Source organism: Xanthomarina sp. F1114, assembly GCF_026410255.1.
Classification (GTDB): domain Bacteria; phylum Bacteroidota; class Bacteroidia; order Flavobacteriales; family Flavobacteriaceae; genus Xanthomarina.
This window is the reverse complement of sequence record NZ_JAPMLL010000012.1, coordinates 128685-143948: the sequence shown is the minus strand read 5'-3', so window position 1 is coordinate 143948 and position 15264 is coordinate 128685. Positions and strand designations below refer to the sequence as shown.

At 32.8% G+C, this 15264-nt stretch carries 17 protein-coding genes; 1 reads left to right on the top strand and 16 read right to left on the bottom strand.

What is annotated here, in order from left to right:
• The 16 genes from OS188_RS11340 to flxA form a co-directional block, all read right to left on the bottom strand.
• Nucleotides 1-1141, bottom strand: a 1141-nt coding sequence (locus OS188_RS11340; protein ID WP_267148958.1) for a beta-ketoacyl synthase N-terminal-like domain-containing protein, incomplete at its 3' end; no start/stop codon positions are given.
• A complete protein-coding gene (locus OS188_RS11335; protein ID WP_267148957.1) occupies nucleotides 1134-1586 on the bottom strand; it encodes an acyl-CoA thioesterase in 453 nt (150 codons plus the stop codon). The genes OS188_RS11340 and OS188_RS11335, both read right to left, overlap by 8 nt.
• The gene (locus OS188_RS11330) at nucleotides 1564-2832 is read right to left on the bottom strand and encodes an ABC transporter permease (RefSeq protein ID WP_267148956.1); all 1269 of its coding nucleotides are present in this window, start codon (nucleotides 2830-2832) and stop codon (nucleotides 1564-1566) included. The genes OS188_RS11335 and OS188_RS11330 overlap by 23 nt, the downstream gene beginning before the upstream one ends.
• Nucleotides 2825-3568 (bottom strand): ABC transporter ATP-binding protein, encoded by a 744-nt coding sequence (locus tag OS188_RS11325; protein ID WP_267148955.1) that lies wholly within the window; start codon nucleotides 3566-3568, stop codon nucleotides 2825-2827. Before OS188_RS11325 ends, OS188_RS11330 begins: the two co-directional genes overlap by 8 nt.
• A 1-nt stretch (nucleotide 3569) precedes the next feature.
• A complete protein-coding gene (gene darH / locus OS188_RS11320) occupies nucleotides 3570-4568 on the bottom strand; it encodes a BtrH-related acyltransferase DarH (protein WP_267148954.1) in 999 nt (332 codons plus the stop codon).
• Nucleotides 4558-4968 carry a flexirubin biosynthesis protein DarG gene (gene darG / locus OS188_RS11315; protein WP_267148953.1) on the bottom strand — a complete coding sequence of 137 codons (411 nt, stop codon included), beginning with the start codon at nucleotides 4966-4968 and terminating at the stop codon, nucleotides 4558-4560. Before darG ends, darH begins: the two co-directional genes overlap by 11 nt.
• 7 nt (nucleotides 4969-4975) lie before the next feature.
• Nucleotides 4976-5428 carry a hotdog family protein gene (locus OS188_RS11310; protein ID WP_267148952.1) on the bottom strand — a complete coding sequence of 151 codons (453 nt, stop codon included), beginning with the start codon at nucleotides 5426-5428 and terminating at the stop codon, nucleotides 4976-4978.
• Complete coding sequence (locus OS188_RS11305; RefSeq protein ID WP_416236539.1) at nucleotides 5428-5859, bottom strand: hotdog family protein; 432 nt, start codon at nucleotides 5857-5859, stop codon at nucleotides 5428-5430. Before OS188_RS11305 ends, OS188_RS11310 begins: the two co-directional genes overlap by 1 nt.
• A gap of 1 nt (nucleotide 5860) precedes the next feature.
• Nucleotides 5861-6994: a dialkylresorcinol biosynthesis protein DarB gene (darB, locus tag OS188_RS11300; protein ID WP_267148951.1), complete on the bottom strand. Its 1134-nt coding sequence runs from the start codon at nucleotides 6992-6994 to the stop codon at nucleotides 5861-5863.
• A 12-nt stretch (nucleotides 6995-7006) separates the two neighbouring features.
• Complete coding sequence (locus tag OS188_RS11295) at nucleotides 7007-7927, bottom strand: dialkylrecorsinol condensing enzyme DarA (protein WP_267148950.1); 921 nt, start codon at nucleotides 7925-7927, stop codon at nucleotides 7007-7009.
• A gap of 6 nt (nucleotides 7928-7933) precedes the next feature.
• Nucleotides 7934-8815, bottom strand: a complete 882-nt coding sequence (locus tag OS188_RS11290) for a lysophospholipid acyltransferase family protein (RefSeq protein ID WP_267148949.1) — start codon at nucleotides 8813-8815, stop codon at nucleotides 7934-7936.
• 19 nt (nucleotides 8816-8834) lie between these two features.
• Nucleotides 8835-9077: an acyl carrier protein gene (locus tag OS188_RS11285; RefSeq protein WP_267148948.1), complete on the bottom strand. Its 243-nt coding sequence runs from the start codon at nucleotides 9075-9077 to the stop codon at nucleotides 8835-8837.
• A 10-nt stretch (nucleotides 9078-9087) separates the two neighbouring features.
• Nucleotides 9088-10302, bottom strand: a complete 1215-nt coding sequence (locus OS188_RS11280; RefSeq protein WP_267148947.1) for a beta-ketoacyl-[acyl-carrier-protein] synthase family protein — start codon at nucleotides 10300-10302, stop codon at nucleotides 9088-9090.
• A 13-nt stretch (nucleotides 10303-10315) separates the two neighbouring features.
• On the bottom strand, nucleotides 10316-11047 hold the full coding sequence (gene flxB / locus OS188_RS11275) for a flexirubin biosynthesis SDR family reductase FlxB (protein WP_267148946.1): 732 nt from the start codon (nucleotides 11045-11047) through the stop codon (nucleotides 10316-10318).
• Nucleotides 11048-11094: 47 nt separating this feature from the next.
• Nucleotides 11095-12222, bottom strand: coding sequence for a WG repeat-containing protein (locus OS188_RS11270; RefSeq protein WP_267148945.1), 1128 nt, complete (start codon nucleotides 12220-12222; stop codon nucleotides 11095-11097).
• 139 nt (nucleotides 12223-12361) lie between these two features.
• Nucleotides 12362-13888, bottom strand: coding sequence for a flexirubin biosynthesis tyrosine ammonia-lyase FlxA (flxA, locus tag OS188_RS11265; protein WP_267148944.1), 1527 nt, complete (start codon nucleotides 13886-13888; stop codon nucleotides 12362-12364).
• A gap of 108 nt (nucleotides 13889-13996) precedes the next feature.
• Here flxA and OS188_RS11260 point away from each other — a divergent pair, with 108 nt between their 5' ends.
• Nucleotides 13997-15247 carry an NAD(P)/FAD-dependent oxidoreductase gene (locus OS188_RS11260; protein ID WP_267148943.1) on the top strand — a complete coding sequence of 417 codons (1251 nt, stop codon included), beginning with the start codon at nucleotides 13997-13999 and terminating at the stop codon, nucleotides 15245-15247.
• The last annotated feature ends 17 nt before the right edge of the window (nucleotides 15248-15264 follow it).

Below are 15264 nucleotides of genomic sequence, written 5' to 3'. Positions count from 1 at the left end.
TTTTTTTTTTAAATATGATGGCTGTATTACAACCCCCAAAACCTGAGGCTGTTTTTAAAAAGGTTTTTAATTTTTTTGAGGTGGTTTTTGTAATTACATTAATAGGTTTTGAAACACCTAAATTTTCAAAACCTTTGCACGCATATAGGGTATTGTTATATAATGAATGCATTCCGATTATGGTTTCCAATAATCCAGAAGCTCCTAAGGTGTGGCCGAAATAGCCTTTTAAACTATTTAACGGAACATTTTGTAAATCTAATCTATTGATTGCAATGGCTTCCATCTCGTCGTTAAACATGGTAGCTGTGCCATGAGCAGAAATGTAATCTATATCTTGAGCTTTTAAATTTGCTTGCTCTAATGCGGATTTCATACTTCTATACAAACCTTCGCCAGTTCGTGAAGGTCCAGAAATATGATTGGCATCATTACAAGAACTTTCACCAAGAATTTCGACAGCTTCTTTGGAAAGGTTATCAGAATTATTAGTGATTAAAGTACTTGCAGCTACTTCGCCTATATTGATTCCTGTTCTGTTTTTATCGTAAGGTTTACAAGGTTCATGACTTAAGGCTTGAAAAGAATTGAAGCCGGAAAGTATGAATTCTGATACAATATCGCCACTTACAACAAAAACATGATCGTAAGTGTTTTGTTGTATATATCTCTTGGCAATTGCTACTGCTAAAATACCGGAAACACAGGCGTTAGAAACAACAACAGCATCGTTTTTAAAACTGAAAAACTCTTTAATATTTTTTCCTAATTCGCTTAAATAAGCGCGTTCTTTAGAAAATGAATTGTTCGCATCTAAAGCATCAATATTGCCTTTGGTGGTTGAAATAATTAAACCAACACGTTTATTTAATGGAATGTTTGATGTTTGAATGACTTCGTTTAAAGAACAAATCATCATTTTTTCTAAACGAGTATATTCTTTGTTTGGTTGAAGCTTTTGAAACGTTTTTTCTAATTTTTCAGAATCAATTAAAGCCGAATAAAAAGGATCAGGAAGGACTTGGAGATTCTCAATTAATTTTAAACCAGAAACTTCGTTATGAATATTTTCTACAACTGTTTCACTATTAAAACCAAGTGATGAAATAATATTATTATATGATACGTATGCTTTACTCATTTAATAAGCCTACATTTTTTTTCCAATCCATAAAAAAGGGTGGGATTGTTAGCCAAAGATCTCCTTCTCCAATTCTATCTACAAAAACTTGAATAGTTTCTCCAGTACAAACTAATTGGTCGTTTTGATTATAAATTTCGTAACGGAATACCATTTTTGCAGCCAAACTATCTACATAAATAGTTTTTATAGTTGCAATATCTCCATAACGTAATGGTAGTTTATGATCTGTACTCGATTTTACAATAGGAGTAGCAAAGCCATATTCTTTTTGATCTAAATAAGAAATTCCATGATGTCTACCAAAAGCTTCACGACCATCTTCAAAATACTGAATATAGTTACCATGCCAAACAATTCCTAAGGGATCTGTTTCCACAAAGCGTACGCGTACTTGGCTGGTATGGGCTATCTCTTTTGGGTTAAACGGCGTTTTTCTTTTCATTATAAACTATGGCAATTAATGTAGTTGCTATAAAAAACAAGAATAGCAAACTAATTTCTGGTAATATATCTAATAAAGTACCATGTCGCAAAAATACGTCGTAAAAAGCATTTAAGCCCCAATTCATTGGCGAAATATTGGAAAGTGTTTGCATAAATTTAGGCATAATAAATACAGGAACCCAAACTCCACCAAGAGCTGCTAAGATAACTACAAAAGTAGCCCCGAATGGAGCTGATTGTTCTTGAGTTTTGGCAATGGTTCCTAATAATAAGCCTAAGCCAATAGCTGCTAAGCCAGCAAAAATAGCAACTACAAAAAGTAAAGGCAATCTACCAGAAATATCTAAGGTTGGTAAACCAATAGCTGGAAATAAATAGACACCAATAGATAGCATTAATACAAATTGAATGAGGCAAACTACTAGGTAGACAAGTGTTTTTCCTCCTAATATGGTAGCATAAGATACAGGATTAGTGCGTAGTCTTACAAATGTACCTTGACTTTTTTCTTTTACAATATTAATGGAAAGAGGTACAATTATAAAAAATATAGCAAACAAAGTCCATGCTGGTACGTTGTGTTGTACCGAATTTGGAATTAGTTCTTTATTGTTTTCTTTTGGAAGAATTTCTTTAAATGTGATGTAGTTTTCAGTTTCAAAAATAGTCTCTGTTGGATCGTCTGTTATTTGCTCTTGGAAGGCTTTGTAAATAGATTGTGTTTCTATTTTTGAAACCATTTTATCAATGCCATTTTTTACAGAACTTTTAAAAGCTAGTTGTGTAGCTGGATCAAAATAGAGTTTTACTTCTTTACTTTGCGAAATAGATTTTTCAGAGCTATTTGTTTCTTCCTCCAGCCCAAATTTAGCGATAATCCTATCGACATTTTGAGCTACTTTTTGTTCCAAACCAAGACTTAAATCTTCAGGAATTACAATGGCTAATTGGTATTTTCCTTTAAAAACTAAGTCTTTCGCAATTTTTTCAGTGTCTTTTATATTTATTTCAAAAGAATTGGATTCTTCCAAACCTTTTAAAATGGTTTCAGATACATTTCCACGATCGTTATTTACAATTAGAATAGGGATTTTTGCGTCGCTAACCGTTTTAAAAGTACTGTCTTGAATTAGTGTAATAGTTACAATTAAGACCAAAGGCATTACAAATAATATGGCAATACCACCTATATCGCGGATAAGTAATAAAAACTCTTTATGTGCGGAAGCCATTAATTTATGCATGATCTCTTAAGGCTTTTCCGGTTAAACTTATAAATACATCTTCTAGATTGTGTGAACCTTCACTTTGGTCAATTAATTCTTGTGGTTTTCCTTTTATAATCAGTTTTCCGTGATCTATAATGGCAACTCTAGAACAAAAAGTTTCGGCTTCGTTTAGGTGGTGCGAGGTATAAATAATGGTAGTACCATTTTTATTTAACTCCTGAAGGAATTCGATAATCACGTTTTTTGATTGTACATCCACCCCAACCGTTGGTTCGTCTAAAAATAAGACTTTTGGATTATGAAGGATACTTGCAATTAAATTAACACGACGCTTCATACCTCCGGAAAATGTGTCGATTTTTTTATGTGCGAAAGCTAAAAGTCCTAAATGTTCCAAATGTTTATGGATATCGTTTTCTAAGGATTTCCCTTTTAAACCATACATGCTGCCGAAGTATTTTAAATTCTCGAAAGCTGTTAACGACGGGTATAAAGCATATTCCTGAGGAACTATTCCAATAAGCTGTTTAAGTTGGTTCTTGTTTTTTTGATACGTTAAGTTAGCTATAGAAAAGGAGCCAGACGTAGGTTTAATTAGAGAACATAAAATTGAAATAAGTGTGGTCTTTCCTGCGCCATTTGGGCCTAATAAACCGAAAATTTCTCTTTCGTGAATGAGCAGGTTTAAGTCAGATAAAGAGTAATTATCTGCATTTTTATATTTTTTAGATATGTGCTCGATGTTAATCATCTTATTTTATAGCTTTCTTTAATTTTTTAAAGAATACTTCTTCTTTATCTGCAATAACTTCTAATTGTGTGGCCACGTTATTATATGCATCTTCTTTGGCACTTCGATTTTTATAAATTCTAGAAGCATCTACGGCAAAATCTCGCCATAAATCGCCAATAGCAGTCATTTCTTTAGAGAGTTCAGAAAGGGCAGGTTTATTTATAATTGTACTTGATTCTTGTAAGAAAGCAGCAAAAATATATCTAAAACCACCTCCGCCAGTTCCAATTTCTTCCTGCATTCTAACAATTTGTCCTAAATAGTGATTGGCTTTTTTTACACCTTTCTTTTTGGGCCATTTTCTAATAAGTTTGGCTGTATGTCTAATTCCTTTTACACCTAAAACAGGAATTGGAGCCAACATATCTTTGCAGGTGTGTTTAATGCCTTTTACAATGGCTTTCTCCAAATCTAATTCTTTAGGAAAGTGAATGGGATAATATATGTGTCCTTTTGGCGCAAAGGCTCCTTTTGCAAACCGTACTTTTTCTAATTGTTTATCGCTTAGCGTTGTTACAGTTTCCATAACAGGATCGCTAATTAAATAGGTGTCGTCTTCTTTTCCGTAAACCACTAAATTATGTGCATTAAAATGAAATCGATATTCATCTGGAAAATAAACTAAATTATAAACACCAACCTGAAGTCCAACCGGATTGTTATTTTTTAAATTTTCGTCTAATCGTATTTTTGCCTGTTGCGGATTTTTAAATTTTTCACGTTTAATTTTTATGCCAACACGTTTGGCAAAACGCTTAAAGATTATTCCTGGTAAAGCTCTATATGTAAAAGCAGGAGCGTGGTTTACCTTTAAAAAAGGAATATAGCAAAATAATAAACCAGACCCAATACCAAAAGCCATGGGTTCGCTTACATTATAGCCATGATGCTTCATTAAATTAGAAATCACACCGTTTTCGCAATGTGCAGATTGATGATGTGCGAAATTAATTTCCATGAAGTTCTATATTTTTTAACTGTTCGAGACTTATGTCGAACGTCTCTGCGTATTTCTGTAAGATATTGTTGGATAATTTATTGAAAACTCTTGGTTTGAAATGTCTTTTTACACGCCACTTCCATAGTCCCACATAACTAGCTAAAATTGGAAGATCCATTTTATGCAGTTCCATATAATATTCAATAGGACTTGTTTGATTACTTAGAACACGCTTTTTAGCAACTTCAACACGTTCATTAATATCTTCAATAGCTTTGTTTAGGGCAATGGTTTTTGGATCCCAACCAGAACTATTAACGGTTGTATATTCGCCATTTTCATCAACAGCATAGCACAATTCTTTAAAATTGGCCGTCTCTAAATTACTTTTATCTTGAGGGACTTCATCTTTTTTCATGTCGACTTTATTTCAGTTCCTGAATCACTAAATTTATCTCACAAGTTAGTAATTCTTTGTCGTTTTCAGAGATAAAACAATCAATAGCACACATGGTAAAATCGTCTGTGTTAAGACGAGATTTTATAAAGGCTTTAGTTGTTATGGTTGCACCAACTTCTGCACAAGAATTAATTGTTATTTTTTTAATAGCGCTAATAAACCCAATTAGTTTGGCAGATGTACCTTCTAAGTCTCCTTCATCAAAATAACTTTTTCCTACTATAGACGAGCAGGTTTGAGCGGCATTTTCTATCATACCAGCTTCATTAAAAATTCCTTGATCGTTAAATATACACTCGGGTTTTATAGTGAAAGAAGTGGAAACATGTTCATCGTCAATTGTCAAAACATGATCTACCATTAAAAAAGGAGGTCGATGAGGTAAAAATTTTTTTATGTCTAATTCGTGAAACTCCATTAGTCAGCAATAACGGTTTTCATTTCGCCAAAGGCTATTTCTTCATTAAGTTCGTTAAAGACTTTTACAGCAACCATAGTTACGCCGTTAAATTCGTATAAAATATCGACTTTGGTTGTAATGATATCGTTTAGTTGAGGTAATTTTAAAATCTCAACTTTTTTTATTGAACCAATATATCCAGTTGGAGCGATTTCATTTTTAAGAAAAAAATCGTAACCTGTATGTAAAGCCACGGTTTGGGCCATGTTTTCTATAATTCCAGATTCTAATAACCTATTGTTTTTTAAAAACAGATTGCTTTCTATTATTTTAAATGAAGATACCACTTTGTTTTCTGTAAAATCTAATAAGCAATCTACCATCACAAATGGCGATTTTTGTGGAATAAGATGAGAAATATCTTTAATTGGTAATTGTTGCTGCATCATTTTAACAAACGGTTAAAAGCGAGTATGAATATGCAAAACGCGCACTTTCAGGAACAGAAAGTAAGATTTTATCTCCTTTTTTTAATTTTCCTGACTCTTTTAATTCTTCTAACATAATATAGATAGAAGCTGCACCAACATTTCCAACTGAGGTTAAATTTATAAACCAGTTTTCCCAAGGAATTTCCACCCCTTGTTTTACCATTTCTTCATATAGTTTTTCTTTAAAATAATATGAGGAAATATGAGGTAAATAATAGTTTATGTCTTCGGGTTTTACTCCGTGTTTTTCTATGGCCATTTTTAAGCTATCAACACCTTTTACAAGTATATTTTCGCCTAAAAGTTTGACATCTTGTTTCATGGCGAAAAGAGATTTTTTACTCCATTCGTCTGAAGGATATTCGCTCCATGGTTTTAAAAATCCAGACTCTAATTTGTCTGCTCCAGCATACATACATGCATCTAACTCGTAGGCATAAGAGTAGCCTTCCATCCATTCTATTTTAAGAGGAAGCTTGCCGTTAGGTTTGTTTTCTAATAAAACAGCACCGGCACCATCAGAAAGCATCCATCGTAAAAAGTCTTTATTAAAAGCTAATATTGGATTGTCTTCAAGGGTGTTTAAGTGTTTTATCTCGTCTTCAAATGTATCCGATTTCATCCAAGAAGATGTACGTTCAGAACCTGTACAAACAGCATTTTTAGTCTGTCCTGATTTTACCGCTAAGAAACCATATTTTAAGGCATTCATTCCGGAGCAGCAAGCTCCAGAAGGCGAGTTTATTTCTGTATTTCCATTTTTAAGGAAACCATGAACCATAGCTGCATGAGATGGCAAGATTTGATCTGGACTTGATGTACCGCAAGAAAGCACCTCTATATCTTCAGGTTTTAACTGATCGCCGTATAGTTTTACTATGGCCTCTTTAGTTAATTGAGCATTGTTATGAGTAATATTACCATTATCATCAATGGCATAATATCTTGTTTTTATTTGATTATTACGCAAAACGATACGTCTTCCCTTAGAGGTTTTTCCATCGATAATTCCTAATTTATCTTCCATTTCGTCGTTACTAATGGGACGATTGGGTAAAAACTTTGATATTTTAGTAATATAAACTTCCTTCATTTTCAATACCTTCTATTTTAAAGCTACAGATGCGTAATATGCTTTTTGCTTTTTTAACTTTCCGTACATGGGTAAATAAGTCAACAAAAATAAGATAAATACTATTGGAGCCATAACCCAAATAGCAAATAAAAGATAATAATTAAACATATTAACGAATAACTGTCGTTTTGTACTATTTTTTTCGCCTTTAGAACGAATTAGTTCAGCCCATTTTGAGAATATAACATTCGCACGTTTATCTACAGTTATTAAAAAGACCTTGATTTTTACAGCCTTTGCATCAAGTAGATTCTGCTGTAAGGTAGTGTAATTATTTTGTAAAAGGTGGTTTTTTATAATAGGACCAAATCTATTTGCAGCATCAATATCTTTTTGGGAAACTCCTGGTTTAGGAAAAACTCCTAAAAAGCGTTCTTTTTTTCCAGAGAACATCCATTGAGCAATAGTTATCACGCTAATATGATTGATATGTCTATCTGCTAATACAATGTTTCCAACTAAATTTGCTTGAAGTTCTTGAAGTTTTTTCTTCATTTTTTCCTGAGCCATAATCCACATATTTCTGCACCCAATTACTGTTACTACTGGGGTGTTTGCAAACAGTTTCTTGGCATCTGGAGAATTTAAAAAAGAAGTGGTTGGTAAAGATGGTGTTAAGTACCAAATAGAAAAGCCAAATATTATTAAATCGTATTTTTTATTAAGAATAGCTTCTGGTACAGCTTTGGTTTTTTCGGGAATCTGAAGAAATGTCTCAGGAAATACCCCATAGAATTCTTTTTTATTCCATGGAAACGGAAAAGGTGTTTCCATTTCAATATTAAGAAACGTTAGATTTGTTTCATCTGCTTTTAATGGGGAAACAATATTATTTACAATTTCTGTTAACTGTCCAGATTGTGAATAATGAATAACTAATACTTCTTTCATTTTGTGTTATTTTAGGGCATTCCAAAAATCGAAATAATTAAACCACTGTAAGGGATGTTTTTTTAACATCCAAGTCACACTTTCGGTATATTCTTCTAATAAACCTTGAGCGTCTCGATGTTTTGCTTCAGATTTTCTGGCATATAAATGATAATGTTTGTTTGTTTCTTTCATTACGTAAACAAACATTACAGGAACATTTAGTCTCGAGGCTAACATATACGGACCTGCTGGGAATTTAGCTTCCTTGCCTAAAAGATCTGCTGTTAAAAACTTAGAACCTTTTATGTAACGGTCTCCGGTAATACAAACAATTTCGTTTCTAGCTAATGCGGCATTAACTTCAAAAATATGAGAAAGATCGTCTTTTATAATTATTAGATTGATGTTAGACTTTTTTCTTACGCTATCTAAATAAGCTTTTATAGCCGTATGCTCAATATCTGTAGTAAGTAGACTAATGGACGCGTTTTCTTCTAACTCACCAAAAAAGTATTCAGAAATTTCAAAATTTCCAACATGGGCACTAATTAAAATGCCTCCTTTTTTTTGTTTTAAAGTGTCTGTAATTAAATGGACGCCATCCGACTCGTAAGTAAATTTATGACTTAGATTTGAAGAAATGGCAATTTTATCTAAAATGGTTTGCCCAAATACATAATAGCTTTTAAAGACATTGATAAGGCTTTTACTTTTAGAATATTTTAAGCGATGTCTTAAATAGTAATAAATAGATTTGTTGCTATCTCTAGAAAAAAGACAGAAATAAGTGGCTACAAAATACAGTACAAAATAGGCTGCACCCATTCCAACTTTCTGTATAAAAAACACGAAGATTTTATACCCTAGAACGGTTCCTTTGGATTTACCTTGCCATTCTGAAGCCATATATTTTAAGGTCTAATACTTAGACTAATTTATTCTCAATAAGCGTGTAGAAATCACTTAAGGATTTTACATTTACAAAATCTTCACCTACTAATTTAACTCCAAAGTTAGACTCAACGGCAACCACAAGGTCCACAAAATCTAAACTATCTAACTCGAGTGTTTCTTTTAAATTAGCTTCTGGTGAAATATCATCACTTTCAACTTCAAATTCATCGATAAGAAAGTCGTTTATCTTTTCAATAATAACTTCTTTATTCATTATCACACTATTATTTTTTAATTATTAAGGCTGAATTTGTTCCTCCAAACCCAAAAGAATTTGACAAAAATACATCAAATTTTTTGTTTAACGTTTTGTTAACTAAATTTAATTTTGATGCTGCTTCGTCAGGTTCTTCTAAATTAATGTTTGCTGCAATAAAATTGTTTTGCATCATTAATACAGAGTAGATAACTTCACTTGCTCCAGCCATCCAGCACTCGTGTCCAGTCATGGATTTAGTCGAACTTACATAAGGCCCATTTTCTTTAAAAACCTCAAAAATTGCTTTTGCTTCATTAGCATCTCCCACAGGGGTTGAAGTGGCATGAGCATTAACATACTCTATGTCTGAAGCATTAATTTCAGCTTGTTTTATTGCCATTTTCATAGCTCTTGCTGGTCCATCCACATTTGGTGTAGAAATATGATCGCCATTAGACGAAAATCCGTAGCCTAGCACTTCGCCATAAATTGTAGCTCCTCTTTCTATGGCAGATTCATAAGTTTCCAGTATGAGAGTTGCTGCTCCGCCACTTGGTACCAAACCATCTCTATTTATATCGAAAGGACGTGAAGCTTGATGCGGATTTTCAATATTTGTAGAAAATACACCTAAGCCATCAAAACTTCCCATGGCTAATTTGTTTATTTCTTGAGCTCCTCCACATATTACATAATCTTGTAATCCACTTTTAATTAACTGGTAAGCCATTCCAATAGAATGAGATCCACTAGCACAGGCAGCGCTTATTGTAAAATTGATGCCTTTTAGTTTAAAAATGGTTGACAGATTCATGGTAACCGAAGAATTCATACCTCTAAAGATAGCTCCAGAACCCACCAAAGTTGTGTCTTTTTTATCTCTTACAATATCGTTGGATTCTATTATGGATTTAGCTGTACTATCGTTTCCATATAGGATTCCAACATCGTGAGCATCTATAAATTCTTGCGAAATTTTAGCATTTTTTAAAGCCTCTAAAGTTGCTATGTAAGCGTATTCTCCCTCTTCTCCAAGGCTGATACGTTGTCTTCTAGAAAGTGTTTTTTTTAAATTAGGTGTTTTAACCATGCCAGTTAATGGCGATCTATAACCGTAATCTACTCTTTCCGGGTCTATAGATATGCCCGATTTGCCTTGATATAAAGACTCTTTTACTTCTTCTAAATTCTCTCCTATACAAGAATATATACCCATTCCTGATATCACAACTCTCCTCATCCTCTAATTTAATTTATGAGTAAATTCCTCCATTGATATTAATAACTTCGCCGGTAATATACGAAGCTTTTTTAGAAGCCAAAAACGATACTGCATGAGCTACTTCTTCTGGTTCTCCAAATCTGTTTACGGGAATTAAGCTTTTTAATTCCGCTTCGTTTAGCTCTGCAGTCATATCCGACTTTATAAAGCCAGGAGCTACCGCATTCACTGTTATTTTTCGTTTTGCAACCTCTTGTGCCAAAGCTTTGGTTGCAGCTACTAATGCGCCTTTTGCAGCCGAATAGTTGGTTTGTCCTGCTGTTCCTTTTACACCAGAAACAGAGGCTACATTAATTATCCGGCCATATCTGTTTCTTAACATTTTTTGTATAAGGTGATTGGTAACATTAAAAAAACCATTTAAAGAGGTGTTTATAACATCTTGCCAATCGTTTTGTGGCATCCACATAAAAAGACCATCCTTAGTAATTCCTGCATTATTTACAATAACTTCAATAATAGCATTTTTGTTGTTTTCTTGCCAGGTGTCCAATGTAGAATTTACCTGGTCTGCATCTGTAACATTAAACTGTAGAATGTCTCCTGTGTTTCCTTCGGCCTCTACAGCTTTTAATGTTTCAAGTGCTGCAGCTTGGTTGCTGTTGTAGTTTATTAATATATGATACTCTGTATCTTTTGCTAATTGAATACAAATGGCTTTACCAATTCCTCTAGATCCACCAGTTATTAAGGCACATTTCATGTATTTGTATGTTTAGTTCTGTTTAGTTTTGGAGAAGTAAATAAAGTCTATTTGAATAGTTCTAAATTATCAAATTCCATATTTTTTAAAACATCTCCTTTTGTATTAATATATACCCAAGATTTCTCTTCTTTTACTCTGGCTAAACCCTCTATAAAACCTTTGGGATTATTTTTTTGAAAAATTGAAAAGCCACCAGCAGTAATATCGTATTTTTCCTGAATAACCAATTGTCCTTCGGTATTAATAAAGCCCCAGTTTTTTGAAGATTTTACGGGAGCTAAACCATCTTCGCTAAATATTTCTGCATCTTTATACTGAAACAAAATTACAACGTCTCCTTTGGTATTAATATAGCCCCACTTTTTGTCTTTCATAACGGGAGCTAAACCATTAACAAAGGCCCGAGCTTTATCGTATGAAGGTTCTATAATCCATTCAGCATTTTTATTAATATAACCCATTTTTCCATCTTTTTTGGCATAGGTGTATTCTGAGTTATTAGAGAAATCCCAGATTTTCTCCGCTCCAGGAACTATTTTAAATTCATTATTGATTATTAACCCATAATTATCGCCAATATTTGCAACCACATTGCCATTGTAATAATTACTAACTCCATCATATTCTGTTTTAACTAAATAATTTCCGGATGGATCAATTAAACCCCATTTATCATTTTCTAAAACTTTAGCATAGCCATTTTCAAAATTAAAGGCTTTCTTAAATTTTGTTGGTACTACAATTTCACCTTTAGTATTAATAAACCCTACTTGATCTCCCTGTCTAATAATAGCATAGCCATCTTTAAAGTCGTAAATTTTATCAGTACTTACATCTTTTAATACAGGTTCTCCACTAGTGTTAATATATATCCACTCTTTATCTTTTAAAACAACAGCAATACCAGAATTAAATTCTTTAGTTTTATCGAAAACAGGCTCAATTACCCAATCGCCTTTTCGATTAATAAATCCCCAAGTTTTTCCGTCTTTTGAAGCTTCTGCCAAATTCTTAGAGAAGTTTTTTGCTACTTTAAAAGTTGGTTTAATTTGCCAATCGCCCGTTTTTGTAATATAACCAAATTGTTTGTTTTGACTAGCAAGAGCCAATTCTTGAGCGTGAAATTGCATGCCTAAAAAAAGCATAGCGATTAATAGAATTTTTGTTTTCATTAGTTTAAGATTTTTCTAAAAATGAAGTTATATCTAGACTTGTGTTTTCAGTAAATAATATGCAGAACTGAATAAAATCGATTGATTTTCAATGATTTTCTAGATGATAATGCTCATTTCTAATTAATAATTCGAAAATTTATGTTCTATTGTTAATGATATAATTTTTAACAAGGTTAACATAAGGGTACATAATAGCGTCTTCCGTAAAGATAGGAACTAAATCCCTAATTTCATCGTACAATTTTTTGGTTTTTGAGGATACTTTATCTTGAACTTTTAGATACTCTATGGCTTGTACAATAGTTATCATTTCTATAGCAACCACCTCGAAAGCATTCTCTATAACCTTTTTAGTAATTAGAGCTGCATTGGTTCCCATACTAACCACATCTTGATTGTCGTTATTATTAGGTATACTATGCACATACATAGGGTTTGATAGCGTCTGGTTTTCGGCCGTAGTAGAAGTTGCTGTAAATTGCACACCTTGCATTCCAAAGTTTAAGCCTAATTTACCCAGATTAACAAAGGGAGGAAGCATATTGTTTAATCTGGAGTTGAGTAGATAGTTAAGCTGTCTTTCAGAAAGCATACTTAGTTTTGTTACCACTAGTTTTAATTTGTCCATCTCTAAAGACACATAGTCTCCGTGAAAATTTCCACCGTGATATACTTGTTTCTTTTCTACATTAACTATTGGGTTGTCGTTAGCAGAATTAACTTCTTCAATTAAAATATTTTCCACACTGTTTAAGGTATCTATTACAGGACCTAAAATTTGTGGAACGCAACGCAAAGAGTAATATTCTTGGACTTTATCTTCAAAAACATCAACATTATCATTTTTAGAATACAGATAGTGTTCTCTTTTTCTGGTTAGTTGACTGTCTTTTAAATGCTCGCGCATAGCTTCGGCAATTTTACGTTGTCCGGTATGCTTTTTTGATTGATTTAACTCGAAAGATAAATGATCGTCGTAAGCTTTTACAATTTCATTAATAGCAGCAGAGCATGACGTCATCCAATCTAATAACCTTCTAGTATAAATGGTGTTTACCATTCCAATTCCTGTCATAACAGAAGTACCATTCATCAAAGCTAAACCTTCACGTAATTCTACAGAAATAGGTTTTAAGTTTAAGGTTTTAAAAACTTCTTGCGTAGCTTGTCTTTTACCTTTATAGAACACTTCGCCTTCACCAATTAATACTAAGGCTAAATGTGCTAATTGTACCAAATCTCCACTAGCTCCAACACCTCCGTGTTCGTATATTAATGGGGTTACATCTTGGTTTATTAACTCTGTCATTAATTCGATAACAGATTTATGTACGCCAGAATTTCCGAGTGATAAGGTGTTTAATCTGGCAAGCATAGCCGCTTTTACATACATAGGAGCTATGGGTTGTCCAGTTCCAGAAGCGTGACTTCGTATTAAATTATATTGAAGTTGAATACGCTCAGAATCTTTAATTTTATACTGAGCCATTGGGCCAAAACCGGTATTAACCCCATAAATAACCTTGTCTGCAGAAAATGTTTTTAAGAACTTAAAGCTATCTTCAACAGTCTTATAGACTTCTTTATCTATTTTTATTTTGCTATTTTCGAAAATAACTTTATAAAAATCTTTTACTTCTAATATCCCGTTAAATGTTAGCATCTATTATTTATTCTGTAATTTTATAATATATATTTTAATAACTAAAACTAAAGTAGTTATTTTGGATTGCAAATTTATAATAATTAATTTATTAATACACTAAAGACAATGAGCGATATACATGTTGATGTTTTAATTATTGGAGCTGGCCCATCGGGTTGTGTAGCTGCTTCTTACTTAAACAATCAAGGTTTTAACATAAAAGTAGTTGAAAAAAGTGTGTTTCCACGCTTTGTAATTGGCGAGAGTTTACTGCCAAGATGTATGGACCACTTTGATGAGGTTGGACTTTTAGATTGCTTAAAAGCTGCAAATTTTGAATTAAAACCAGGAGCGAGATTTTTAAAAGGAGATATTGTTTGTAATTTTGATTTTAGCGATAAACATACTGAAGGTTGGGATTGGACCTGGCAAGTGCCAAGAGCTGATTTCGATGATATCCTGTCGAAAGAAATTATTAAGAATGGCGTAGATGTTTCTTTTAATCATGAAGTTATAGATGTAGAAATAGCCGAAGATGGTTCTTCAAAAACTTCAGTAAAGGATGAAAATGGAAACATTTATATTATTTATGCTAAGTATATTATTGATTCTAGTGGTTACGGACGTGTATTGCCAAGGTTGTTAGATTTAGATAAACCTTCTGCCTTGCCAGACCATTCGTCTCTTTTTACACATGTAAAAGATATTAATAGAGCGGAAGGAGAAGAAGGGACACTTATTACTTTTGATGTATTGGATACAGATACCTGGTTTTGGGTAATACCGTTTTCTAATGGGAATACTAGTATAGGATTTGTAGGTAAAACAGAATATTTAGATTCTTTTAAAGGAAGCACAACTGAAAGGCTGCAAGAAATGCTTAAATTATCTGATTACTATTATGACAGATTTAAAGGCGTAGATTTTTTATTCGAACCAATTAACATAAAAAACTATTCAAAATCTGTTAAAAAATTATACGGAAAAGGTTTTGCTTTAACAGGAAACAGTGCCGAGTTTTTAGATCCTGTGTTTTCTTCTGGAGTTACTTTTGCCACCGAATCTGCTTTACTTTCTGCTAAATTAATTACAAAAGAGTTGCAAGGTGAAAAAGTAGATTGGGAAACAGAGTATACAGATTATATAAAATCTGGGGTAGCTGTTTTTGCTACTTATGTTAAAGAATGGTACACAGGGAATTTACAAACCTTATTTTTTCACAGACCTGAAAACCCTGAAGTTAAAAAACAAATTTGTGCTGTTTTAGCTGGATATGTATGGGATGAGACCAATCCGTTTGTAAAAAAACACGATAGATTAGTTAGAACCTTGGCGCATTTAATAGATATGGAAAATGAAAAAAGCGAGACTACTTAATCTCGCTTTTTTTAAGA